The organism is Ruegeria sp. S263 (assembly GCF_056780525.1).
This window is the reverse complement of the sequence record NZ_CM165558.1, coordinates 2210563-2232154: the sequence shown is the minus strand read 5'-3', so window position 1 is coordinate 2232154 and position 21592 is coordinate 2210563. Positions and strand designations below refer to the sequence as shown.

Sequence of the window (21592 nt, the reverse complement as noted above, 5' to 3'; positions counted from 1 at the left end):
TTTAGCATTTAATCCAGTGGCGGGATGTTCGGCTTCTGGCCCTAGATAGCAGGCAAAATGATAGATCTGAGCGAATTGAAACCCTTGCGCAAAAGCCGCAACTACCTGATTTTTCAGCACCCCGAAAATGACAAGGCTTTGCTGAAGGTCAGGGTAGATGAGCCTGTCCGCAACCACCTTATCCCTCGATACGCCGAATGGCGCTATGGGAACCTGCGGCAATGGAACCGTGAGGCAAACGAATATCTGGCGGCGCTGCATCGTGGCCGCCCCGAGATTGAGCGTTTGGCGCGTTTTATGGGCTATGCTCCGACCTCGTTGGGGCCGGCAATTGTGGTCGAGAAACTGACAGGCCCGGATGGTGATCTTGCACCGACGCTGCATAAGGAACGGTTGGGCCTAAGGAATGATCCCGAAGGGTTGGAACGTCTGCGCCAGGAATTCATGGGTCTTCTGGATGATCTCGAAAAAGGCCGCATCATCGTTGGCGACATGAGCTATGAAAACATAGTGCGTGCACAAGAACGGGGTGGAAAACTCACTATCATCGACGGTCTGGGAGAGAGGGTTTTGTTCCCGCTTGCCTTAATCAGCGACTGGGCGTTTCGCTTGTCGATTCAACGGCGCCGCGATCGCTTGGGTGGCGGCTTCGGGTTTTGACCAAGCGGGTCTGAGATTTCACTAAGTCTTGAAAGCGTGCGGCTGCCTTAACTCTCAGGCTGACCGCCTGCTTGGTAGTATTAGTGGGCCGATCTCATGGCGGTAATGATCGCATGATGCAGTGACCCGGCCGAGGATCTGGGTCCATAAAGGCTAACATGGTCGGTACCGCGACACAGGGCGAAACACCCAATATGGTGAATTGAACCGCGCGCCGCGTACCCGGGCTCAAACCGTCGCAGATCCAATTGACACAGAAGTTCCAGAACCGCATTGATCCCATCGCCCTGCAAATCGAACCGCGCCCAGGCATCCGTTTGCTCCGTGACCGAAGCTATATCGCCGAAGATTGCCTTCACCTGATCCGCAAGGTCTTCGTGGCTGTCAATGGGTGCTTCGATCATCCACTGGTCTGGCCCTGACCAAAAGGCGATCACCTGATCTCCGGTAAATCGCTGAACTTCGGGCGCTGGCGCCCCAATCATTTTGGCCATGGCCTTTTGCGCCTGTGTTTCCTTCCCACGGCGCGCAGCGACCGAGGCCAAGGCCACACCTGGAACTTCAGTACATGTGACCGACCCAACTGTGTCAACACGCGGCTCAGACCCACCAAGGGCGGTTGTGGCGACAAGATCATGCACGAAGACGTTCTCCTTCGGGATCAACAAAATGGGCCGAGACGATTTCGACTTCGATCGTCAGGTCGGTCAGCGGGGAAACAAGGTGCATCTTCTCGCCCAGCCGTTCATCGCCACGTTTCAGCAGGCCCAGACCGATGTTGCTGTTCAGGCTGGGGGAATAGGCCACCGAGGTCACATATCCCTGATCATGCGCTGCATCGATGGGGCCTTCGACGTTCATAAGGTGGCCTCCGGCAGTTACCTTATCTTCAGGAGTGATCGGCTTTAGCCCCACCAGTTTCAATATGTCCGGTGCGGTCAAAGCCTCTCGCTCGGACAAAACCGACCCGATACTGTCCTTTTTCTTTGAGACCACCTTGCCCATGCCAAGGTTCAGAGCCGTGGTGGTTCCGTTCAACTCATTGCCGACCGGGTGGCCTTTTTCGATCCTCATTACGCTTAGTGCCTCGGTGCCATAGGGCGTGACGTCGAACTCCTCACCCTCAGTCATCAACCTTCGCATCAGCGCATCGCCATAGCGCGCGGGGACGGCGATCTCGAAGGCCAACTCGCCCGAGAACGAGATGCGGAACAGCCGTGCCCGCAGCCCACCGCAGACAGTGATCTTGCCGCAGGCCATGAAGGGAAACGCCTCGTTCGAGATATCGAATTCGGGGTCTACGATCTTTTGCAGAAGCTTGCGCGAATTTGGCCCTGCGACCGCGTATTGCGCCCAGCCGTCTGTGGTCGAGATCAGCTGCACATCCAGGTCTGGGAACAGGCACTGGCGCACAAATTCCATGTGGCGATAGACACTTACAGCGTTTGCGGTTGTGGTGGTGACGACGAAATGATCCTCGGCAAGACGCGCGGCGGTGCCGTCATCCATGACCATCCCATCCTCGCGCAGCATCAGGCCATACCGCGTTTTGCCGACCGCCAGCTTGGCGAAGCCGTTGGCGTAGACGCGGTTGAGGAAATCGGCGGCATCCGTGCCTTGAACGTCGATCTTGCCCAGCGTGGTGCAATCGCACACCCCGACCGAGGCTCGAGTCTGGCGCACCTCACGGTCGACGGATTCGCGCCAATGCGTTTCACCGGGTTGAGGGAACCACTGCGCGCGCAGCCAGTTCCCGGCCTCGACAAACACCGCTCCGCGCTCCTTGGCCCAATGATGTGACGGGGTCAGGCGGGTTGGGTGGAACTCCTTGCCAATCATCCGTCCTGCAAACGCGCCGATAGGAACGGGCGTGTACGGTGGGCGGAAAATGGTGGTGCCGGTTTCAGGGATCGACTTGCCCGCGACCTCGGCCATGATCGCAAGCCCCGTGATGTTCGAGGTCTTGCCCTGATCGGTTGCCATGCCCAGCGTAGTATAGCGTTTCAGATGCTCGACCGAGCGGAAGCCTTCCTGATAGCTGAGTTTCACATCCTTGACGGTCACGTCATTCTGCTGATCAACCCATGCCCGTTTGCAGCCCTGCACATACCAGAACGGCTTTTGTGCAATGGGCGAGTCCTCGGTCTCGGGCAGGTCGGGCAGGGTGGTTAGGTCCAGCGCGGTGGCGGCTGCTTGGGCGCCTGAGCGAAGCGCGCCATGGGTCGACATGACTCCATTGGCAGCGCCAGCGACGGACATGCCGACCGGTAGGTTTTCTCCCGGCACGAATGAAGCAAGGGCTTCGTTCCAAACAGGCTGCCCGCGCTGGTGGCAGGTCAGGTGGACATTCGGGTTCCAGCCGCCTGACACGCCCAGCGCGCCGCAATCCAGCATTCGGGTCGAGCCATCGGGCAGGGCGATCTCGACAAAGCTCAGGCCCAGACGACCCTTGGTGTTCAAGACCTGCGCGCCCTTTAAGACCTCGTAGTCATAGCTGAGCGGTGCGTCTTCGCGCACATCCACCACGGCGGCGATTTTCACACCTTTGGCGTGCAGGTCCGAGGCTGTGCGGTGACCGTCATCATTGTTGGTAAAGATCGCCACGCGCGGCGCGGCGGTTACTGCAAAGCGGTTGGCGTAGGTTCGAAGCGCGCTGGCGGTCATGATGCCGGGTCGATCATTGTTTTCAAACGCAATCGGCCGCTCGGTCGCCCCTGCACACAGCAGCGCCTTTTGACTATGGATCCGCCACAGGATCTGGCGCGGTTTTCCAGCGGGCAGCGAAGGCAGGTGATCGCCAGTCCGTTCCACGGCCCCATAGATTCCGTGGTCAAACGCTCCGATCACAGTGGTGCGCGGCATCAGCCGGACGTTCGGCATGGCGGAAAGTTCGGCAACGGCCTGCGCCGCCCAGTCGGTTGCGCTGTGGTCGCCGACCGAAAAGGTCTCGCTGTTCAGACGTCCGCCGAGCATGAAGTCCTCATCCGCCAGTATGACATCTGCGCCCGCGCGTCCGGCGGCCAGCGCTGCCATCAGACCTGCAGGCCCGGTACCGATGATCAACAGATCACAATGACGGAAGCCTTTGTCATATTCATCCGGGTCAGGCTGCATCGACAGCGATCCAAGGCCAGCGGCGCGGCGGATGATCGGCTCGTACAGCTTCTCCCAAAAGGCGGCGGGCCACATAAAGGTTTTGTAGTAGAACCCTGCCGACAGGAAGTTAGAAAACATGTCATTCACGGCCATCGCGTCGAACCGAAGACTTGGCCAACGGTTTTGCGAGTTTGCGATCAACCCGTCAAACATCTCGATGGTCGTGGCGCGGGTGTTGGGTTCTTTGTGCGCTCCGCTGCGCAGTTCCACCATACCGTTGGGTTCTTCGGAACCCGCCGTTAGCAACCCGCGCGGACGATGGTATTTGAACGACCGCCCAATCAGCCGCACATTGTTGGCCAGCAGCGCCGAGGCCAGAGTATCGCCGGGATGCGCAGTATAGCTGCGCCCGTCAAATCGGAAGTTCAGGGTCGTATCGCGGTCGATCTGCCCACCGGTCAGCCGGTTCGCCTGTGTCATTTCGAACGCCCCCGCGCGCGGGCCACATCGCGGGCCAGTTCCACCTTGGAAATCTCGTGGGTCAGTGTGTTGCGAGTGATGACCAGCCAAGACCGATCCCCGGCTTCGTGATACCAAAGCTCTTGATGCTCACCGGCGGGGTTGTCGCGCAGATAGGCATAGTTATAGAACGCGTCGGCGGCATTTTCGGCCATCCCGTCAGGCCGGTCGATCAGGGAGGCATCGCCCAGATATGTGAACTCCGAAGCATCGCGGGGCCCAAGCAGGGGGTGGTTGATGATCATGTCCGTGTTCCCCTTAGTGCAGGTTGGGCTGGTTGCCCGCGCCTTTTTCGTCGATCATCCGGCCAGTGCGGAACCGGTCCAGACGATAGGCGGTGGCAACGGGGTGCGGTTCATCTTTTGCCAGCAGGTGCGCAAAGCAATAGCCCGAGGCAGGCGTGGCCTTGAACCCTCCGTAGCACCAGCCGCCGTTGAAATAGAGCCCCTGAACCGGGGTGCGGTCGATGATCGGAGAGCCATCCATCGACATGTCCATCACACCACCCCACATCCGCAGTAATCGCGCGCGGCCGATCATGGGCATCAGGGCCATGCCGCCCTCACACACATCCTCGACCACAGGCAGATTGCCGCGTTGGGCATAGGTGTTATAGCCGTCGATATCGCCGCCAAAAACCAGCCCGCCCTTGTCGGATTGGCTGACATAGAAATGGCCCGCACCAAAGGTGATGACGCTGGGCAGAATGGGCTTTAGCCCCTCAGACACAAACGCCTGCAAGACGTGGCTTTCAATGGGCAGGCGCATCCCGGCCATGCCCATCACACGGCCCGAGTTTCCAGCGACCGCACAGCCCACTTTGCTGGCCCCGATAAAGCCCCGGCTGGTTTCGACCCCCAGACAGGTGCCGTTTTCGATCCGCAGGCCAGTGACCTCGCAATTTTGGATGATGTCGACCCCGTGTAAATCCGCCGACCTTGCATAACCCCAAGCCACCGCGTCATGGCGGGCCGTGCCCGCGCGACGCTGAACCAGACCTCCCTTGATAGGAAAGCGTGCGTCGTCGAAATTCAGATAGGGATGCTCGGCCCGGACCTGGTCGGCGTCCAGCAGTTCCGCATCCGCGCCGTTCAGGATCATCGCATTGCCGCGCCTTATATAGGCGTCGCGTTGTCCGTCGGTGTGAAATAGGTTGATGATCCCGCGCTGGCTCATCATCGCGTTATAGTTGACGTCCTGTTCCAACCCTTCCCACAGTTTAAGCGAGAATTCGTAGAAAGGCTCATTCCCGTCCAGCAAATAGTTCGAGCGTACAATCGTCGTATTTCGCCCTACGTTGCCGCCCCCGATCCAGCCTTTCTCGACCACGGCCACGTTGCGCAGTCCAAACACCTTGGACAGGTAGTGCGCCGTGGCCAGACCATGACCGCCGCCGCCAATGATGATGACGTCGTAGTGGGGCTTGGGCTCAGGCTCACGCCAGACCGGTTTCCAGCCCTTGTGACCGGTCAACGCCTCTTTGATGACTCGAAAGCCAGAATATCGCATGAATCGGACCTTTTTCGCCAGAATTCACTATTTTGGGGCGGTTGGATATCCTCAGATGCGACATCGACATGTCTGAATCAGACCCTTGCCTGAAAACGCACCAAGTCCGAGAACCAGTCGGCAAATTCGGACACGGCGGCAGAGTCGCGTTGGACCGACAGGAAATACCCCTCGCTGGCCGCCGCGGGTTGATCAAAAGCGGGCTGAACGGCCCCGGTTTTAAAGGCATGAGCTGCGATGATCGAGTTAACCAAGGCCACACCGTTTCCAGCCACTGCGAGTTGCAGCGCCAAACCATAGGAATCCACAAAATAAGTTGGGTGCCCGACCTGTTGGCCAGTTACCTCGGACCACGAAGCCCAACTGTCGGAGGTTCCCACAGATTCAATTAAAGGCAAGGTTTGCAGATCGCCAACCAACGCAGGTGCCTTGACTGGGATAAGGCGGTTCGGCTGCAAAGGAACCGCGTTCTTGCCGACCTGCTTTTCCGACCCGAACCTGATTTCGATATCCGCACGCGATGCCGCGTATTCGTCGGGCCAGATCGTGCTGACAAATCGCACTGATGTTTCGGGATGCTGCGACCTGAACCGTGGCAGGGCGGGTGCAATGACCCATTCGATTATACTGATCGAGGCCGCCACGGTGATATGCCGCTCTTTTTTCTCGGTCAGGTAGGGCGATGCGGCGGTCTCCAGCATCTCAAGCGCTGCTTCGACCTGTGGCAGCAGTTTTCGGCCTTCATCCGTCAGGGACAGCCCGCGCGCGTGCCGGTGAAACAGGACCACACCCAACCGCGTTTCCAGCGCGCGGATTTGCTGGCTGACGGCGGATTGCGTCAGGCCGATCTCATCAGCGGCAGCGGTAGAGCTTAGCCTGCGGGCGGCTGCTTCAAAGGACCTGAACCATGTAAGCGGGGGCAGTGTTTTTGCCATCGGTAACTGACCTATTAGTGATGGTAATACCTAAGGCTAAAGTTCTTTCGTTTGTCAAAAGATGATTCCGGCGGTGATATTTTGCCTGACTGAAAAAGGGGGCAACCGTGAAGCCAAACATCCGAAAAATCGTAACCTATGATGAGGAAGTTATGGTCGAAGGATTTCGTAAAGCCGACCGTACTTGGCGCATGTTTGCCGTTGCAGCGGTTGTGTCGAACCCGTGGGCTGGTCGGTATGTCGACGATCTGCGCGCTGAAATCCTTGCTTATGGACCGATCTTGGGTGAATTGCTGACCAACCGAATGGTCGCGCTGGCCGGAGGGGGCGATGCGATCGAGGCCTATGGCAAAGCTGCCGTTGTCGGATTGGACGGTGAGGTCGAGCACGCCTCGGGTCTGATCCACACCCTGCATTTCGGGAATTTTTTCCGGCAGGCGGTTGGTGCAAAATCCTACCTGTCTTTCACCAATACACGCGGGCCCGCGAACACGCCGATCATGGTGCCGATGATGGATAAGAACGACGCGGGCCGTCGGTCGCATTACCTGACGCTGCAATTTGCGATTCCCGACGCGCCGCGCGCTGATGAGGTTGTTGTGGTTCTGGGTGGTGCGACTTCGGGGCGGCCACATCATCGTATCGGAGACCGCTATCAGGATTTGAAGGATCTGGGTCATGACGTGGACAACCCGGCCTCGGTTTGAGTTTGGCGATCTTGCCGTCATAGAGTCAGGCGAGGGGCCGCTGGTCATCCTGTTACACGGGGTTGGCCTGCGGGCTGAGGCGTGGAATGCGCAGATTGATGCATTCGGCGCGGCAGGCTTCCGCGTGTTGTGTCCGGACATGTCTGGCCACGGTCGGTCACCCTTCCGTGACCCCGGTGGGCTGCTCAGCTACGTTAAAGCCGTTGAACCCCTATTGTCCGAACCATCCGTTCTAGTCGGACATTCGATGGGCGCGTTGGTAGCGTTGTCGTTGGCCGCGTCTGGACATGAGCATGTCAGGGGTGTTGCAGCCCTGAATGCAGTTTACCAGCGTGATCCCAAGGCGCGTGAGGCGGTTATTGCACGCGCCACTTCATTGAGTGCAGACGCATCGAACGATCCGTCAGGTACACTTAGACGCTGGTTCGGCGGTCACGAGACCAAAGAACGCGACGCGTGTGCCCAATGGCTGACCGAGGTGAACCCGGCGGCCTATAAAGCCGCCTACAGCGTCTTTGCTGAAAGCGATGGGTTGTCGGATGATGACCTATCCAAAATCACGTGTCCCGCGCTGTTCATGACAGGCGCGGACGAGCCGAACTCAACCCCCACTATGTCCCGCAAGATGGCAGATCTGGTGGCGCAGGGACGTGCCGAGATCGTGCCCGGCGCGGCGCACATGATGCCAATGACTCATCCGGTTGAGGTGAATTCGTATCTGTCGGGGTTCGTGCAGGAGTGCCTGATATGACGACCATCGACCCAAGGGCGCTGCGTGACGCTTTCGGCAGCTTCATGACCGGCGTAACCGTTGTGACCACACTTGATCCCAATGGGGCTCCGGTCGGATTCACGGCAAACTCATTTTCGTCCGTATCGCTGGATCCGCCTTTGTTGTTGGTTTGTCCGGGCAAGTTTCTGTCCAGCCACGATGTTTTTGCCAAGTGCTCGCATTTCGCTGTCAACATCCTGTCTGAGGGTCAGCAGGAAGTGTCCAACACCTTTGCAGGCTTTAAAGGCGACCGTTTTGCCAAGGTTGACCACTCCAGAGGGTTAGGTGACCTGCCATTGATCCAAGGGGCATTGGCCCAATTTTGTTGTGAAACGCATGCCGTTGTCCCTGCCGGGGATCATACGGTTTTGATCGGCCGAGTTCAGGAGTTTTCACACGCCAAGGGCAATGGTCTGGGTTATGTCGGCGGGGCGTATTTCAGCCTGGGTCTGGAGCGCGAGATCGACGCGAAAGAGCCAACAATCTGCGGTGCGTTGGTGCGGTCGAACGGCCATGTTTTGCTTGAGGTTCACAACGGTCGGCACCAACCGCTTCAGATCGCAGGTGTCGAACCCGGAGGGCAGCGCAATAGGTTGGCGCAAGGGCTGTCAGACCGTGGTGTGACTGCGCGGGTAGATCAGGTGTATTCCTCGTTTAGCGACGCGGCAAACGCGCTACACTATACGTTCTTTTTGACCACTTGCCACGATACCCCCGCAGTAGAAGGCACCAAATGGGTGCCTGTCGATGCATTGCCCAAGCTCACCTATACCACTCAAGCCATCCACGACATGATGACCCGCTTTGCGATCGAGGCGCAGGAGGGGAATTTCTCTCTCTACCTTGGCGACGCGAAACAAGGTGACATCCACAGTTTGAATGAAGGAGCCCGTTGATGGAGTTTTCCCTGTTTGCCCATATGGAGCGTCTGACGCCGCAGCAGCCTCATGACGTTCTTTACGATGAATTCGTTGGGCTTGTTAAAATGGCGGACGAGGGCGGGATGCGCGCGGTCTGGACGGGCGAGCATCATGGGATGGAGTTCACCATCGCGCCGAACCCATTTCTATCGTTGGTCGATCTGGCGCATCACACGCGCAACGTCCGTTTGGGGACTGGGACGGTTGTCGCCCCATTCTGGCATCCGATCAAACTGGCGGGTGAGGCAGCGGCAGCGGATCAGATCACCAAAGGGCGAATAGAGTTGGGGATCGCGCGCGGGGCGTATTCCTTTGAATACGAACGCCTAATGCCGGGCATGGACGCGTGGGAAGCGGGTCAAAGGATGCGCGAGTCGACGCCGTTGTTGAAAGAAATCTGGCGAGGGGACTGTGCACATGATGGTGAGTTCTATTCCTTCCCCGCAACGACGTCCGCGCCGAAGCCATTGCAAGAGGACGGACCCCCGATCTGGATCGCAGCACGCGACCCCAACAGTCACGAGTTTGGCGTCCATAATGGGTTTAACATTCAGGTCACCCCCTTGTGGCAAGGCATGGAAGAGATCGAAACCCTGATGGGGCGGTTCAACGATGCCTGCGACAGCTATTCTGGACCGCGCCCCAAAATCATGTTGCTTCATCACACATATGTCGGCGCTGATGAAGATGATGTTGCTCGGGGCGTCCAGGACTTGCGTCGGTATTACAATTATTTCGGTGCGTGGTTCTTGAACAAGCGCCCGATCACTCAGGGCTTGATTCAGCCGATCTCGCCAGACGAAATGGACGCGAACCCTATGTACACGACCGAGAAGCTGGCGGCCGATCTGACCGTCGGCACCCCGCAACAGGTCATCGACCGCATCAAGCGGTACGAAGATTTGGGCTATGATGAGTTTTCGTTCTGGATCGACAGTGGAATGACCAACGATCGCAAACGCGCGTCGTTGGCTCGGTTCATTGACGAAGTCATGCCGGTTTTTCAGTGAGGATCACGATGGGTAACTTGCCGCACTTTAAGCTTTTCATTGATGGCCGCCGGACCGAAGGCGCGTCGACACAGGTTATGACGTCTGAAAACCCGGCTACCGGTCAGGGTTGGGCGACCTTCGCCTGCGCCGCGCCCGAGGATGTTGACCGCGCTGTCGCAGCAGCAAAACGCGCGTTGGACGATCCGCTGTGGCGCGATCTGTCAGCAACCGCTCGGGGGAAACTGCTGTATCGACTGGCTGATCTGGTTGCCGAAAACGCATCGCGTCTGGCCGAGCTTGAGACAACGGACAGCGGTAAGTTGCTGGCGGAAACTGCGGCGCAAACGGGGTATGTCGCGGACTATTATCGGTATTTCGCGGGGTTGGCTGATAAGGTCGAGGGGACGGTTCTGCCAATCGACAAACCGGACATGCACGTGTTTACGACGCGCGAACCGATTGGAGTGGTCGCCGCGATCGTGCCGTGGAACGCGCAGATGTTCCTGACTGCAACAAAACTAGGCCCCGCTCTTGCGGCTGGGTGTGCCGTGATTCTGAAAGCCTCGGAAATCGCACCGGCCCCGATGCTGGAATTCGCTCGATTGATCGATGAGGCCGGTTTTCCGCCAGGTGTTGTGTCGGTTATCACAGGGGATGCCGAAAATTGCGCCATACCCCTGACGCGCCATCCCGACGTGGATCGCATCGCTTTCACAGGCGGGCCGGAAACCGCGCGCCACGTTGTGCGAAACTCGGCTGAAAATTTCGCGGTTACCTCTTTGGAACTGGGCGGTAAATCCCCGATACTGGTGTTTGAGGACGCGGATCTGGATGGGGCGGCGAACGGCTTGATTGCAGGTAACTTCGGCGCGTCCGGCCAAAGCTGCGTCGCGGGAACCCGTGGGCTGGTGCACCGGCCTGTTCTGGATGCTTTGATAGAGCGGATCGAAGAAAAATCCCGCGCGATTCAGGTGGGTGATCCTTTGCATGGGGACACGCATGTTGGCCCGCTCTGCACGCAAGCTCAGGTTCGCAAGATCCAAGAGACGCTGGCTGCAGCACGCGGGCAGGGTGCAGTGATACGGTTCGGTGGGGATACCGCAGACAGGCTGGGGAATTACATGAATCCGACGCTGGTTCAGTGCAACTCGCCCGAAACGGAGACCCTGAAGGTCGAAATGTTTGGCCCTGTGATGTCCCTATTGCCGTTTGATACCGAGGAGGAGGCCATATCGCTGGCAAATGCCACACCCTACGGGCTTGGATCTGGCGTTTTCACGCAGAACCTTGCGCGCGCGCACAGGGTTTCCAAGCGGATCAGGGCTGGCATCTGCTGGGTAAATACGTATCGCGCAATCTCGCCCATCGCGCCGTTTGGCGGGTTCAATCAATCCGGCTATGGGCGCGAGGCCGGGGTCGAGGCGGTATTGGATTACACACGGACCAAAACAACATGGATCAGCACCGCGCAAGAGCCGATGGCGAACCCGTTTGTAATGCGCTAAGTCTGGGCCGAAACAGGGAAGGGAGTATGCCCGTGAAATTGAAGAACCCGCATTTCAGGGCGCCAACGGACGCAAACCAGCGCAAGGGAATCCCTCCGGTCATCTGCTATTCGCCAGATACGTTGCCGCAGCCTGATTTGGGCGCGCTGAGCGCGCTTAGGCAGCAGGCATCCAAGATTGCCGAGGTGACTGCCGCACCGCGGGACGCGGCCTGCATAGATGTGCCTGCCGGCGCTTTCGTTCGGGTTGTTTCGGTCGATGGCCCACAGGTCGGCGATCTGAATATGTGGAACAAACACGACCTGTCTGAGCGGTTCTATTCCGGCAAAACCCGCGCCCTGCACGGGACACATCTGTCGACCGGAGATCGCATGTGGTCCAGCTTTCCCAACATGCGCCCAATGGCGACCATCGTGGGTGATACGTTGGACTGGTACGGGTTTGACGAATTTGGCGGCTCTGTTCATGACGTGATCGGCACGCGTTGTGATCCCTATACGGGCCGCCTTCTGTCTGGCGACGACTATCACTATTGCTGCCACTCGAACCTGACGCGGGCTCTGGCCAGCCATTGCGACCTGCCGCTTCATGAGGCGGAAATGCATGTGCATGACGTTCTGAATGTGTTCATGTGCACGGGGTTCACGCGCGATACCGGACAGTATTTCATGAAAGCCAGCCCAGTGCGCCCCGGCGATTTTCTGGAATTCTACGCTGAGATTGATCTGATCGTCGGGCTTTCGGCCTGTCCGGGAGGGGACTGTTCGTCCGAGCACTCCTCGGATTCCGCGGCCTGCTATCCGTTGCTGATTGAGGTGTATGATCCGGGGCAAGACGCGCGAGATGCGCATGTCCAGCCCGCACGATCAGCTTATGATCGTTCTCACGGCGCAGGCTAGGCGGTCATTCGACGCCCCAAGCGGTCGAGCATCCGACAGCAAAGCTCAAGCTGTTCAATCTCGACATATTCGTCTGCTTTATGGGCTTGGGTGATTGATCCCGGCCCGCAGACAATTGCCTGAACCCCAAGCTGTTGAAACAGCCCCGCTTCTGTCGCGAATGAAACGACGCCCGTGCCGTTGGCACCGGTCAGCTCGGCCACAAGGTCTCGGGCTGCGTTTTTGTCCATCGGTTCAAGGCCTGCAACTTCGGCGACGGCCTGTTGCGTAATATTGGCGGCGCTGTGCACGGCCTGCATTTCAGGCAGCAACGTGCGTTTGACATAGTCGGACAGAGTGCGCTTGACCAGATCCGCATCGCTGGACTGAACGGGCCGCATTTCCCAAGCAACCTCGGCTTTGCTGGCGATCACATTGTGCGCGACACCACCGGAAATAAGCCCGATATTCACGGTCGTCCAAGGTGGTTCAAACGGGCTGCCGGATGGTGCGCGGGACTTTAGGACTTGCCGCAATTCCAGCAGCTTTCCGATATAGCGGGCTGCATACTCAGCCGCGTTTACTCCGTCATCCGGGGCTGAGCTGTGCCCTTCGAGCCCGATAAAGGACGTGGTGTATTCATAGCAGCCCTTGTGGCCCTCAATCACGCGCATTTCTGTCGGTTCACCTATGATGGCGATATCTGGAACGATGCCACGCTCGGACAGGTCATCCACCAGATTGCGCGCGCCAAGGCACCCGGTTTCCTCGTCATAGGTGAACGAGAAATGCAGCGGTTGGGTCAACTGCTTCGCATCAAGAGTTTCCGCAAAAGCCAATGCCGCGGCTATGAACCCCTTCATGTCGCAGGTACCGCGCCCATACAGCTTTCCGTCACGCTCGACCATCTGGAACGGATCGCTGGTCCAGTCTTGATCGGCCACGGGAACAACATCCGTATGTCCGGACAAAACAATGCCGCCATCCATCTCTGGCCCAAGCTTGGCAAAGACGTTGGCCTTTGTTCCAGTCGCATCCTGAGTCTGAATACACCGCGCACCCAGTGCCGTAAGAAAGTCGGTCAAATAGTGGATGATCTCAAGATTGCTATCCGCCGAAACCGTTTCAAACGCGGTCAAATCGGACAGGATTTCCTTGGTTCTTTGCAATGTCATGGCTTTACGAACAGTTTGCGGGGGCGGTCACAGAAACACTCTGCTGGCCCGGATTCAGTGATCAGGATGGACTCGGTGATCTCAAGCCCCCAGTCATCCATCCAAAGGCCGGGCATGAAATGGAAGGTCATGCCAGGTTCAAGAACGGTTTCATCCTCGGGTCGAAGGGATATGGTGCGCTCGCCCCAATCTGGCGGATAACTGAGGCCAACAGGATAGCCGCACCGCGCGCCGCGTTCGATCCCGGAGCGTTCCAGCGGCGCGGCCAACGCAAGCGCAATATCGCGGGCCTGATTGCCCGCGCGGGCTGCATTCAAGCCTGCTTCGAGCCCCTCAACCAACGCCGCTTCGGCGCGCAGCAGGTGATCAGGTGGCTGACCAAGGAACACCGACCGGCAAAACGGGGTATGATAGCGGCGATAGCAGCCAGAAAGTTCAAAGAACGTGCACTCACCCGATCTGAACGGCGCGCCATCCCACGTTAGGTGGGGTGCCGCCGCGTCTGGCCCCGAAGGAAGCAAGGGCACAATGGCCGCATAGTCACCCCAATTCCCGTCAGCGCCATGAATTGCATCGCTATAAATCTGGGCCACTAATTCGTTTTTTCTAAGCCCCGGTTCCACGCGTTCCAGAACGCCGTCGATGATATGTTCTGAGATACGCGCGGCCTTGCGCATCAAGACAATCTCTTCGTCGGACTTAACCGCGCGTTGCCAATTGATCAGCGCGTTTGCGTCAATCAGTTCGGCGTTGGGAAGCTCTGCCTGAAGGGTCAGGTGGGCCTTGGCCGAATAATAGTAGTTGTCTAATTCGACACCGATACGCCCGTCGGCAAGACCGCAATCTGCAATCAACGCTGCAAGGTCCTGCATCGGGTGACGAACGGTCGACTGAACATATTCGTCCGCATAGCCGCGAATGCGGTCGTTCGTCATCCAGACAGTGCGGCGTGCCCCGTTGGCATCCTGACCTCGACCCCACCAGATCGGATCGGCATCGTGTAAAACCACGACGCCTTGATGCACGTAGAACGACCAGCCCTCATACCCCGTCAGCCACGCCATGTTCGAGGGGTCTTCGACAAACAGCGCGTCCAGGCCAGCCTTTGCCATCGCCGCGCGCGTCTTGGTCATGCGGCGGTCATACTCTGCCTGAGTAAATGCCGGATCAGCGTGGGCCATGGGCTGCTCCTGTCTGGTGTGAAGTCTTGTTGACAGAACTTGACGAAATCGGTCACGTCAATGGGCAACACAGGAAAGGCAGGCAATTGAAGATCTCATCCAACCCGTATCGCGGTGGTCAGAAACTGATCCCAGAGGCGCCATTCCCCTCAACCGACGCCGCGCGAGTTGCGGCCCTGTTGGGTCAGTGCCCCGCGGCCGCTGAAACTCCGCTGACTGAGGTTGGCGGCCTTGCCGGTGTCGCAAATCTCTGGGTGAAGGATGAGCGTGGGCGGATGAACCTTGGGTCGTTCAAGGCGTTGGGCGCGGCATATGTGATTGCGCGCCACGCTGCGGATATCTCCGACGCCCCCGACGATACAACCTTAACCGGGCGGACTTATGTGACCGCCAGCGCGGGCAATCACGGCATGAGTGTTGCGGCTGGTGCGCGGATATTTGGTGCAGATGCAGTGGTGTATATCGCTGAAACTGTGCCCGAAAGCTTTGCGGATCGCTTGCGGTCTCAGAACGCGCGGGTCGTGCGTCAGGGTGTTGATTATGCGGCCAGTATGGAGGCTGCGGCGCAGGCCGCTCGGGATAATGGCTGGACGTTGCTGTCTGACAGTTCCTGGCCCGGCTACTATGAACTGCCGCATATTCTGATGGAAGGCTACCTGCAAATGGCGGCCGAGGCCGTGCGTCAATGCCCACAGGTGCCCACGCATATCTTCTTGCAGGCTGGCGTAGGTGGGTTGGCAGGGGCCGTCGCCGCCTATGCCCGCCATGTATGGAAAGATGCTCCTCAGATTGTCGTGGTCGAGCCCGAGGCCGCGCCCGCTTTGCAGGCCAGTATCGAGGCGGGCGCGTGTGTCTTCGCCGATGGGCCAGACAGCGTAATGGGCCGCCTTGACTGTAAAGAGCCGTCGCTGATTGCGCTGAATGGTCTGGCACGAGACGCGGATATGTTTCTGACGCTCTCGGATGAAGAAGTTCTGCGTTATCTGCCGGCAATGGCCAAGGCAGGCATCGCAACAACGGCGTCTGGCGGAGCAGGGATCGCGGCGGTTATGAATGCTGGCCTGCGCACTGAATTGGGTATTGGCCCCGAGGCGCGGGTTCTATGCTTTTTGTCCGAGATCGCCGAATGAAGGGGTTTGAGGATACCGAATTCGCGGCACGCACCGAACGTGCCCAGCGTTTGATGAGCGAGCATGGGCTTTCGGCATTGCTGCTAACCACCGAGCCCGAAGTGCGCTATTTCACAGGTTACTTGACCCGGTTCTGGGAAAGTCCGACGCGCCCTTGGTTTCTGATCGTGCCTGCATCTGGCAGACCCATTGCCGTCATTCCTTCGATTGGCGCGGCGCTGATGGGACAAACGTGGATTGATGATATCCGTACGTGGAGCTCGCCGGATCTAAGCGATGATGGGATCAACCTGCTGGCAGACACACTACGAGAGGTGACTCAGCCTGGTTCCCGTATCGGATTACCAGACGGGCACGAAACACATATCCGAATGCCCCTGGCCGATTTATATCGCCTGAAACAGTTGGCGGACGATCGCGTATTTGCAGGCGACGCGGGTATTTTGCGCAGGCTCCGAATGGTGAAATCCGAAGCCGAGGTTGCAAAGATCGAAGCGGCTTGTACCATCGCGGGCCGTGCCTTCGCGCGTGTCCCAGAAATTGCGGGAGCCGGTGTCACGGTTGCCTCTGTTTTTCGCCACTTTCAGATGTTGTGTTTGGAAGAAGGGGCGGATTGGGTGCCTTACCTCGCCGGAGGCGCGGAACAGGGCGGGTATGCAGACGTGATTTCACCAGCCCGAGATACCGCTATGGCACCCGGAGATGTTCTGATGTTGGACACGGGATTGGTTTGGGACGGCTATTTTTGCGATTATGACCGCAACTGGTCGATCGGTCCGGCCACGGCAGGTGTCAAATCGGCATATGCAACCTTGATTGAGGCGACTGATGCCGCGTTTGAAGTCGCCCGTGCAGGCGCGCGTGCGTGCGATTTGTATCAGGCGATGAACTCTGTTCTGTCACGCCAAAGCGGGGACACCGGGGCAGGTCGGTTGGGGCATGGGCTTGGAATGTCATTGACAGAGTGGCCGTCGCTCATACCCGGCGATGAAACAGTTCTTGAGGCTGGTATGGTACTGACGCTTGAACCCGGCATCGCAGTTGGTGACAAAATTCTGGTTCACGAGGAAAACATAGTTATCACCGAAGACGCGCCGCAGTTTATCAGTCCTAAGTCTGGGACGGAGTTGATTGAGATATGAGTTACTTACCATACACTCTTGATGCAGATGACCCATCCGTCAGTCCGCTTGGATTGATTGTCCTGCAAACAGACGAAACAATCGAGCCCGAGTTCAGCGCCTATTTCGCGGATCGCAGCGTTCCGCTTTACGTATCAAGGATTCCAAGCGGGGCCGAAGTCACGACGGACACCCTGTCAGAAATGGAGAAATCATTGCCTGCGGCTGCGGACCTGTTGCCAAAAATCCGGCCGTACAAGGTTGTGGGATATGGCTGCACCTCAGCCAGTTCTGTGATTGGCTCAGATCAGGTTGAACGGATGGTTCAGCGCACATGTGACGTTGCAACCGTCACGAATCCTTTGCGCGCAGCTTCGGCCTGTGCCGCAGAACTTGAGGTTTCGAAATTCGCGCTTTTGTCCCCATATATCGAAGAAGTGAACGAACCTCTTCGACATGCTTTCTCTCAAAATGGGATTTCGATGGATGTTTTTGGCTCTTTTGGGGAGGCAGAGGAATCCAAAGTCGTGCGGATATCCCAACGATCCGTCACCGATGCCGCCATCCGGCTGGGTTCTGATTCGGCGGTCGAAGCTGTTTTCATAAGTTGCACGAATCTCAGAACTTTTGACGCGATCCCGGAAATCGAAAAACAGCTTGGTAAGCCCGTGCTTTCTAGCAATCAGAGCCTTGCCTGGCACATGCGGCACCTGAATTCCGCCTGAATATCAGGCGCGTGCCAATTTCTTTGTCATTCTCTAGACATATTTTGGTTGCGCGACGCGTCCCGCTTGTCCTTAAATGGGCCGGACAGGTCTTTGAGATCCGGATGAACCGGGCAACCAAGGACGGCACAGGGGAGCCAAGTTGGTAATGACTAATGACGCAGCGTTCGTCGAATTTCAGCGTGTCCAGAAATCTTATGATGGCGAAATACTCGTCGTAAAAGATTTAAATCTTTCAATGCCAAAGGGGGAATTCCTCACGATGCTGGGCCCGTCGGGTTCCGGCAAAACGACGTGTTTGATGATGCTTGCCGGTTTTGAAACGGCAACGCATGGCGAGATCATGTTGGACGGGCGACCGATCAACAACATCCCACCGCATAAGCGCGGCATTGGCATGGTTTTCCAAAACTATGCGCTGTTCCCGCACATGACTGTCGCCGAGAACCTATCGTTCCCGCTTGAGGTTCGGAAGATTTGCAAGGATGAGCGCGAAGAAAAGGTCAAACGCGCTTTGGATATGGTTCAGATGGGCGCCTTTGGCAGTCGTCGCCCTGCGCAATTGTCGGGTGGCCAACAGCAGCGTATCGCTCTTGCGCGTGCCTTGGTGTTCGAGCCTGAGCTTGTCTTGATGGACGAACCGCTGGGGGCCTTGGACAAGCAACTGCGTGAGCATATGCAGTTCGAAATCACACGTCTGGCTCATGAGTTGGGGATCACAACTGTTTACGTGACCCACGATCAGACCGAAGCCCTGACAATGTCGGATCGTGTCGCCGTGTTTGACGACGGACGCATTCAGCAACTTGCGCCGCCGGATCTGCTGTACGAAGAGCCGGAAAACAGTTTTGTTGCCCAGTTCATTGGGGAAAACAACACGTTGGAAGGTGTTGTTAAATCTATTGATGGCGACTCGTGCGTGGTCACACTTGACGATGGTTCTGAAATTGACGCCAAGCCAGTGAACGTCACCAAGGCAGGTGAGCGGACCAAGGTGTCGATCCGGCCTGAACGTGTTGAATTCAACAAGGATCGCCTGCACGCCGATGCCCACACTCTGAAGGCAACGGTGAAGGAGTTCATCTATATGGGTGACGTGTTCCGTTTCCGCCTGTCAGTGGCGGGCAATGATGACTTCATCATCAAGACCCGGAACGCACCTGACGCCATCAGGCTGTCCCCCGGCCAAGAGGTCGAGATCGGCTGGCTGGCGCATGATTGCCGGGCGCTTGACGCCTGAGGCATGAATACCCCGCCGTTGCGGGGCAAGAGTTGGCCGGGTTGCCCCGTGACCCGGTCTCAAAATCTAAATTTAACGGGTATAACAGGGAGTTAAACATGAAAGTTAAAACCACTCTGATGGCAAGCGCAGTTGCTGCCGTTGCCGGTGGCGCGATGGCCGAAGAGATGACCATCGTCTCCTGGGGCGGCGCGTATTCCAAGTCGCAGCTCAAAGCGTATCACGAACCCTATTCGGAAAAGACCGGCGTCACCATCCTGAATGATGACAGCTCGGCCGAGGCCGTTGCAAAGCTGCGCGCGATGAATGAAGCGGGCAACATCACTTGGGATGTGGTGGACGTTGTTGCCGCGGACGCGATCCGTCTGTGCGATGAAGGTCTGGCGCTTGAAATCGACTTTGACAGCCAACTTGCCGCTGCACCGGACGGGACACCGGCGTCCGAAGATTTCGGCGATCTTCTGGTTAGCGACTGCTTTATTCCGCAGATCGTGTATTCGACTACATTCGGCTATCGCACCGATCTGGTAGGCGATAACCCTCCGACCGAGATCTGCGCCGTTTTCGATCTGGAGAACTATCCGGGCAAGCGCTCGCTTGAAAAGCGTCCGATCAACAACATGGAATGGGCGCTACTGTGTGACGGCGTGGCCAAGGAAGACGTTTATGATGTTCTGGCAACACCGGAAGGTCAGGATCAGGCGCTGGCCAAGCTGGGTACCATCAAGGACAACGTTGTTTGGTGGTCTGCCGGTGCCGACACGCCGCAGTTGTTGGCCGACGGCGAAGTCATCATGGGCTCGACCTATAACGGTCGTCTGTTCAGCGTGATCGAAGAGCAGAAACAGCCCGTCGCAATGCTGTGGGACGCGCAGGTGTTCGATCTGGACGGCTGGATCATCCCCGCCGGTCTGAGCGAAGAGCGTCAGCAGCGCGCGTTGGACTACATCATGTTCGCAACCGACACGCAGCGTCTGGCGGATCAGGCCAAGTACATCTCGTACGGTCCGGCCCGTGCGTCTTCGGCGCCGCTGGTGGGTCAGCACGCCGATCTGGGTATCGACATGGCGCCGCACATGCCGACCGATCCGGAGAACGCCAAGAACACGTTCCTGTACAACTACGAGTTCTGGGCTGACTACCGCGACGACATCGACGCCAAGTTCCAGGCGTGGTTGGCGCAATAAGCCTGCTTTAAGTCATTGGTCGGGGCCGCCATTGGCCCCGATCCACCAAGAAAGACCAAGGGACGCAGATGACTGACGCAACTCAATCCGGTCCGATGCTGGCCGCCGATGGCACGCCGCTGAAGAAATCTCTGGCGCGGTCTTTGCGCCGCCGCAAGCTGAGGGCACTGGCCCTGATTGCGCCGCTGCTGCTGTTTGTCCTGCTTTCCTTTGTGATTCCGATCATGTCTATGCTGTTCCGCTCGGTCGAAAACAGCATCGTGGCCGACACGCTGCCTTTGACTGTGGTCGAATTACGAAATTGGGATGCCGACAGCGGTGAACTTCCGGATGAGGCGCTTTATGCGGCCTTCACCAAGGACATGATCACAGCGATCGACGAGAAAACGCACACCCGTCTGGGCTCGCGTTTGAACTATGAACAAACGGGTATGTCTTCGATGTTCCGCCGGTCTGGTCGTCAGATCAAAAAGTTGGATCCGGAAACAGACGGCCCGTTCAAAGACAAGCTGATTGATATTCACGATGGCTGGGGGGATGTTGAGACTTGGCGCACGATCAAGACGCACGCGGTTCCCATCACTAACGGCTATTTCCTGAATGCAATCGACATGCGCCGCACCCCCGAAGGCGCGCAGGCGCAACCTGAAGATAAGCAAATTCTGATCAAGCTGTTTGGCCGCACGCTGATGATGTCGCTGATTATTACGGCGTCTTGTATCCTGCTGGCTTACCCAGTGTCCTATCTGTTGGCGACGCTGCCGATGCGTGTGTCGAACCTGTTGATGATCCTTGTGTTGTTACCTTTCTGGACGTCACTTCTGGTGCGAACCTCGGCGTGGAAGGTGATGTTGCAACAGCAGGGCGTGATCAACGAAACGCTGGTCTGGCTGGGGCTGGTGGCTGATGATGCGCGATTGGTGATCATCAACAACCAATTCGGGACGATCATTGCGATGACGCATATCCTGCTGCCGTTTATGATCTTGCCGATGTATTCGGTGATGCAGACCATTCCAGACTCCTACACACGCGCGGCAAAATCCATGGGCGCGACCAACTGGACGACTTTCTGGCGCATCTACTTCCCGCAATCCATTCCAGGCATCGGCGCAGGGTCGATCCTCGTGTTCATCCTCGCAATCGGCTACTACATCACTCCCGAGATCGTGGGCGGCACTAAGGGTGTCTTCATCTCGAACCGGATCGCTTATCACATCTCGTCCTCGTTGAACTGGGGGCTGGCGGCGGCCTTGGGTACGATCCTGCTGGCGGTCGTTCTGTTACTCTACTGGTGCTATGACAAGATCGTGGGCATCGACAACGTGAAGCTGGGATAA

Annotated in this window: 20 protein-coding genes; 13 read left to right on the top strand and 7 right to left on the bottom strand. The window is 57.8% G+C overall.

Translation table 11 applies throughout. The features are described from left to right. Nucleotides 1-57 precede the first annotated feature (57 nt). Nucleotides 58-660, top strand: a complete 603-nt coding sequence (locus ACT2B1_RS11160; protein WP_171123084.1) for a YrbL family protein — start codon at nucleotides 58-60, stop codon at nucleotides 658-660. An 80-nt stretch (nucleotides 661-740) separates the two neighbouring features. On the opposite strand, the gene ACT2B1_RS11155 is transcribed toward ACT2B1_RS11160, so the two are convergent. The 5 genes from ACT2B1_RS11155 to ACT2B1_RS11135 form a co-directional block, all read right to left on the bottom strand. Then, a complete protein-coding gene (locus ACT2B1_RS11155; protein ID WP_481667746.1) occupies nucleotides 741-1301 on the bottom strand; it encodes a sarcosine oxidase subunit gamma in 561 nt (186 codons plus the stop codon). Beyond that, complete coding sequence (locus tag ACT2B1_RS11150) at nucleotides 1294-4236, bottom strand: sarcosine oxidase subunit alpha family protein (RefSeq protein ID WP_481667745.1); 2943 nt, start codon at nucleotides 4234-4236, stop codon at nucleotides 1294-1296. The genes ACT2B1_RS11155 and ACT2B1_RS11150 overlap by 8 nt, the downstream gene beginning before the upstream one ends. Beyond that, nucleotides 4233-4520, bottom strand: coding sequence for a sarcosine oxidase subunit delta (locus ACT2B1_RS11145; protein ID WP_171121233.1), 288 nt, complete (start codon nucleotides 4518-4520; stop codon nucleotides 4233-4235). The genes ACT2B1_RS11150 and ACT2B1_RS11145 overlap by 4 nt, the downstream gene beginning before the upstream one ends. Nucleotides 4521-4533: 13 nt before the next feature. Beyond that, nucleotides 4534-5784, bottom strand: a complete 1251-nt coding sequence (locus ACT2B1_RS11140) for a sarcosine oxidase subunit beta family protein (RefSeq protein WP_481667744.1) — start codon at nucleotides 5782-5784, stop codon at nucleotides 4534-4536. A gap of 77 nt (nucleotides 5785-5861) precedes the next feature. After that, complete coding sequence (locus ACT2B1_RS11135; protein ID WP_171121235.1) at nucleotides 5862-6719, bottom strand: LysR family transcriptional regulator; 858 nt, start codon at nucleotides 6717-6719, stop codon at nucleotides 5862-5864. A gap of 107 nt (nucleotides 6720-6826) precedes the next feature. Between ACT2B1_RS11135 and ACT2B1_RS11130 the strand changes: the two genes are divergently transcribed. The 6 genes from ACT2B1_RS11130 to ACT2B1_RS11105 are packed head-to-tail and all read left to right on the top strand — an operon-like array spanning nucleotide 6827 to nucleotide 12514. Beyond that, on the top strand, nucleotides 6827-7426 hold the full coding sequence (locus ACT2B1_RS11130; RefSeq protein WP_481667743.1) for an amino acid synthesis family protein: 600 nt from the start codon (nucleotides 6827-6829) through the stop codon (nucleotides 7424-7426). Next, nucleotides 7398-8177 (top strand): alpha/beta fold hydrolase, encoded by a 780-nt coding sequence (locus ACT2B1_RS11125; RefSeq protein ID WP_171239361.1) that lies wholly within the window; start codon nucleotides 7398-7400, stop codon nucleotides 8175-8177. Before ACT2B1_RS11130 ends, ACT2B1_RS11125 begins: the two co-directional genes overlap by 29 nt. After that, complete coding sequence (locus ACT2B1_RS11120; protein ID WP_171239360.1) at nucleotides 8174-9094, top strand: flavin reductase family protein; 921 nt, start codon at nucleotides 8174-8176, stop codon at nucleotides 9092-9094. The genes ACT2B1_RS11125 and ACT2B1_RS11120 overlap by 4 nt, the downstream gene beginning before the upstream one ends. After that, nucleotides 9094-10128 carry an LLM class flavin-dependent oxidoreductase gene (locus tag ACT2B1_RS11115; protein ID WP_171121239.1) on the top strand — a complete coding sequence of 345 codons (1035 nt, stop codon included), beginning with the start codon at nucleotides 9094-9096 and terminating at the stop codon, nucleotides 10126-10128. Before ACT2B1_RS11120 ends, ACT2B1_RS11115 begins: the two co-directional genes overlap by 1 nt. Before the next feature lie 8 nt (nucleotides 10129-10136). Continuing rightward, nucleotides 10137-11615, top strand: coding sequence for an aldehyde dehydrogenase (locus tag ACT2B1_RS11110; RefSeq protein WP_171239358.1), 1479 nt, complete (start codon nucleotides 10137-10139; stop codon nucleotides 11613-11615). A 26-nt stretch (nucleotides 11616-11641) separates the two neighbouring features. Beyond that, complete coding sequence (locus ACT2B1_RS11105; protein ID WP_171239357.1) at nucleotides 11642-12514, top strand: urea carboxylase-associated family protein; 873 nt, start codon at nucleotides 11642-11644, stop codon at nucleotides 12512-12514. Here the strand turns inward: ACT2B1_RS11105 and argE are convergent. Further along, the gene (gene argE, locus ACT2B1_RS11100; protein WP_481667742.1) at nucleotides 12511-13668 is read right to left on the bottom strand and encodes an acetylornithine deacetylase; all 1158 of its coding nucleotides are present in this window, start codon (nucleotides 13666-13668) and stop codon (nucleotides 12511-12513) included. The genes ACT2B1_RS11105 and argE overlap by 4 nt on opposite strands. Further along, on the bottom strand, nucleotides 13665-14849 hold the full coding sequence (locus ACT2B1_RS11095) for a M24 family metallopeptidase (RefSeq protein WP_171123106.1): 1185 nt from the start codon (nucleotides 14847-14849) through the stop codon (nucleotides 13665-13667). The genes argE and ACT2B1_RS11095 overlap by 4 nt, the downstream gene beginning before the upstream one ends. Nucleotides 14850-14935: 86 nt before the next feature. Here ACT2B1_RS11095 and ACT2B1_RS11090 point away from each other — a divergent pair, with 86 nt between their 5' ends. From ACT2B1_RS11090 to ACT2B1_RS11065, 6 genes are all read left to right on the top strand, one after another. Next, nucleotides 14936-15979 carry a pyridoxal-phosphate dependent enzyme gene (locus ACT2B1_RS11090; RefSeq protein ID WP_171123586.1) on the top strand — a complete coding sequence of 348 codons (1044 nt, stop codon included), beginning with the start codon at nucleotides 14936-14938 and terminating at the stop codon, nucleotides 15977-15979. Next, nucleotides 15976-17121, top strand: coding sequence for a M24 family metallopeptidase (locus ACT2B1_RS11085; protein WP_171239355.1), 1146 nt, complete (start codon nucleotides 15976-15978; stop codon nucleotides 17119-17121). The genes ACT2B1_RS11090 and ACT2B1_RS11085 overlap by 4 nt, the downstream gene beginning before the upstream one ends. Further along, a complete protein-coding gene (locus tag ACT2B1_RS11080) occupies nucleotides 17118-17825 on the top strand; it encodes a maleate cis-trans isomerase family protein (RefSeq protein WP_171239354.1) in 708 nt (235 codons plus the stop codon). The genes ACT2B1_RS11085 and ACT2B1_RS11080 overlap by 4 nt, the downstream gene beginning before the upstream one ends. A 148-nt stretch (nucleotides 17826-17973) precedes the next feature. Next, nucleotides 17974-19065 (top strand): ABC transporter ATP-binding protein, encoded by a 1092-nt coding sequence (locus ACT2B1_RS11075; RefSeq protein WP_171239353.1) that lies wholly within the window; start codon nucleotides 17974-17976, stop codon nucleotides 19063-19065. Nucleotides 19066-19163: 98 nt separating this feature from the next. After that, complete coding sequence (locus ACT2B1_RS11070; protein WP_171121247.1) at nucleotides 19164-20252, top strand: extracellular solute-binding protein; 1089 nt, start codon at nucleotides 19164-19166, stop codon at nucleotides 20250-20252. A 68-nt stretch (nucleotides 20253-20320) separates the two neighbouring features. Beyond that, nucleotides 20321-21592, top strand: coding sequence for an ABC transporter permease (locus ACT2B1_RS11065; RefSeq protein WP_170649476.1), 1272 nt, complete (start codon nucleotides 20321-20323; stop codon nucleotides 21590-21592).

Excerpts from the sequence above, each read along its gene's own strand:
- ACT2B1_RS11120 (WP_171239360.1), top strand. The coding sequence starts at position 8,174 with ATGACGACCATCGACCCAAGGGCGCTGCGTGACGCTTTCGGCAGCTTC.
- ACT2B1_RS11075 (WP_171239353.1), top strand. The coding sequence starts at position 17,974 with ATGACTAATGACGCAGCGTTCGTCGAATTTCAGCGTGTCCAGAAATCT.
- ACT2B1_RS11105 (WP_171239357.1), top strand. The coding sequence starts at position 11,642 with ATGCCCGTGAAATTGAAGAACCCGCATTTCAGGGCGCCAACGGACGCA.
- ACT2B1_RS11115 (WP_171121239.1), top strand. The coding sequence starts at position 9,094 with ATGGAGTTTTCCCTGTTTGCCCATATGGAGCGTCTGACGCCGCAGCAG.
- ACT2B1_RS11070 (WP_171121247.1), top strand. The coding sequence starts at position 19,164 with ATGAAAGTTAAAACCACTCTGATGGCAAGCGCAGTTGCTGCCGTTGCC.
- ACT2B1_RS11085 (WP_171239355.1), top strand. The coding sequence starts at position 15,976 with ATGAAGGGGTTTGAGGATACCGAATTCGCGGCACGCACCGAACGTGCC.
- ACT2B1_RS11080 (WP_171239354.1), top strand. The coding sequence starts at position 17,118 with ATGAGTTACTTACCATACACTCTTGATGCAGATGACCCATCCGTCAGT.
- ACT2B1_RS11125 (WP_171239361.1), top strand. The coding sequence starts at position 7,398 with ATGACGTGGACAACCCGGCCTCGGTTTGAGTTTGGCGATCTTGCCGTC.
- ACT2B1_RS11140 (WP_481667744.1), bottom strand. The coding sequence starts at position 5,784 with ATGCGATATTCTGGCTTTCGAGTCATCAAAGAGGCGTTGACCGGTCAC.
- ACT2B1_RS11150 (WP_481667745.1), bottom strand. The coding sequence starts at position 4,236 with ATGACACAGGCGAACCGGCTGACCGGTGGGCAGATCGACCGCGATACG.
- ACT2B1_RS11065 (WP_170649476.1), top strand. The coding sequence starts at position 20,321 with ATGACTGACGCAACTCAATCCGGTCCGATGCTGGCCGCCGATGGCACG.
- ACT2B1_RS11160 (WP_171123084.1), top strand. The coding sequence starts at position 58 with ATGATAGATCTGAGCGAATTGAAACCCTTGCGCAAAAGCCGCAACTAC.
- ACT2B1_RS11110 (WP_171239358.1), top strand. The coding sequence starts at position 10,137 with ATGGGTAACTTGCCGCACTTTAAGCTTTTCATTGATGGCCGCCGGACC.
- argE (WP_481667742.1), bottom strand. The coding sequence starts at position 13,668 with ATGACATTGCAAAGAACCAAGGAAATCCTGTCCGATTTGACCGCGTTT.
- ACT2B1_RS11135 (WP_171121235.1), bottom strand. The coding sequence starts at position 6,719 with ATGGCAAAAACACTGCCCCCGCTTACATGGTTCAGGTCCTTTGAAGCA.
- ACT2B1_RS11145 (WP_171121233.1), bottom strand. The coding sequence starts at position 4,520 with ATGATCATCAACCACCCCCTGCTTGGGCCCCGCGATGCTTCGGAGTTC.
- ACT2B1_RS11095 (WP_171123106.1), bottom strand. The coding sequence starts at position 14,849 with ATGGCCCACGCTGATCCGGCATTTACTCAGGCAGAGTATGACCGCCGC.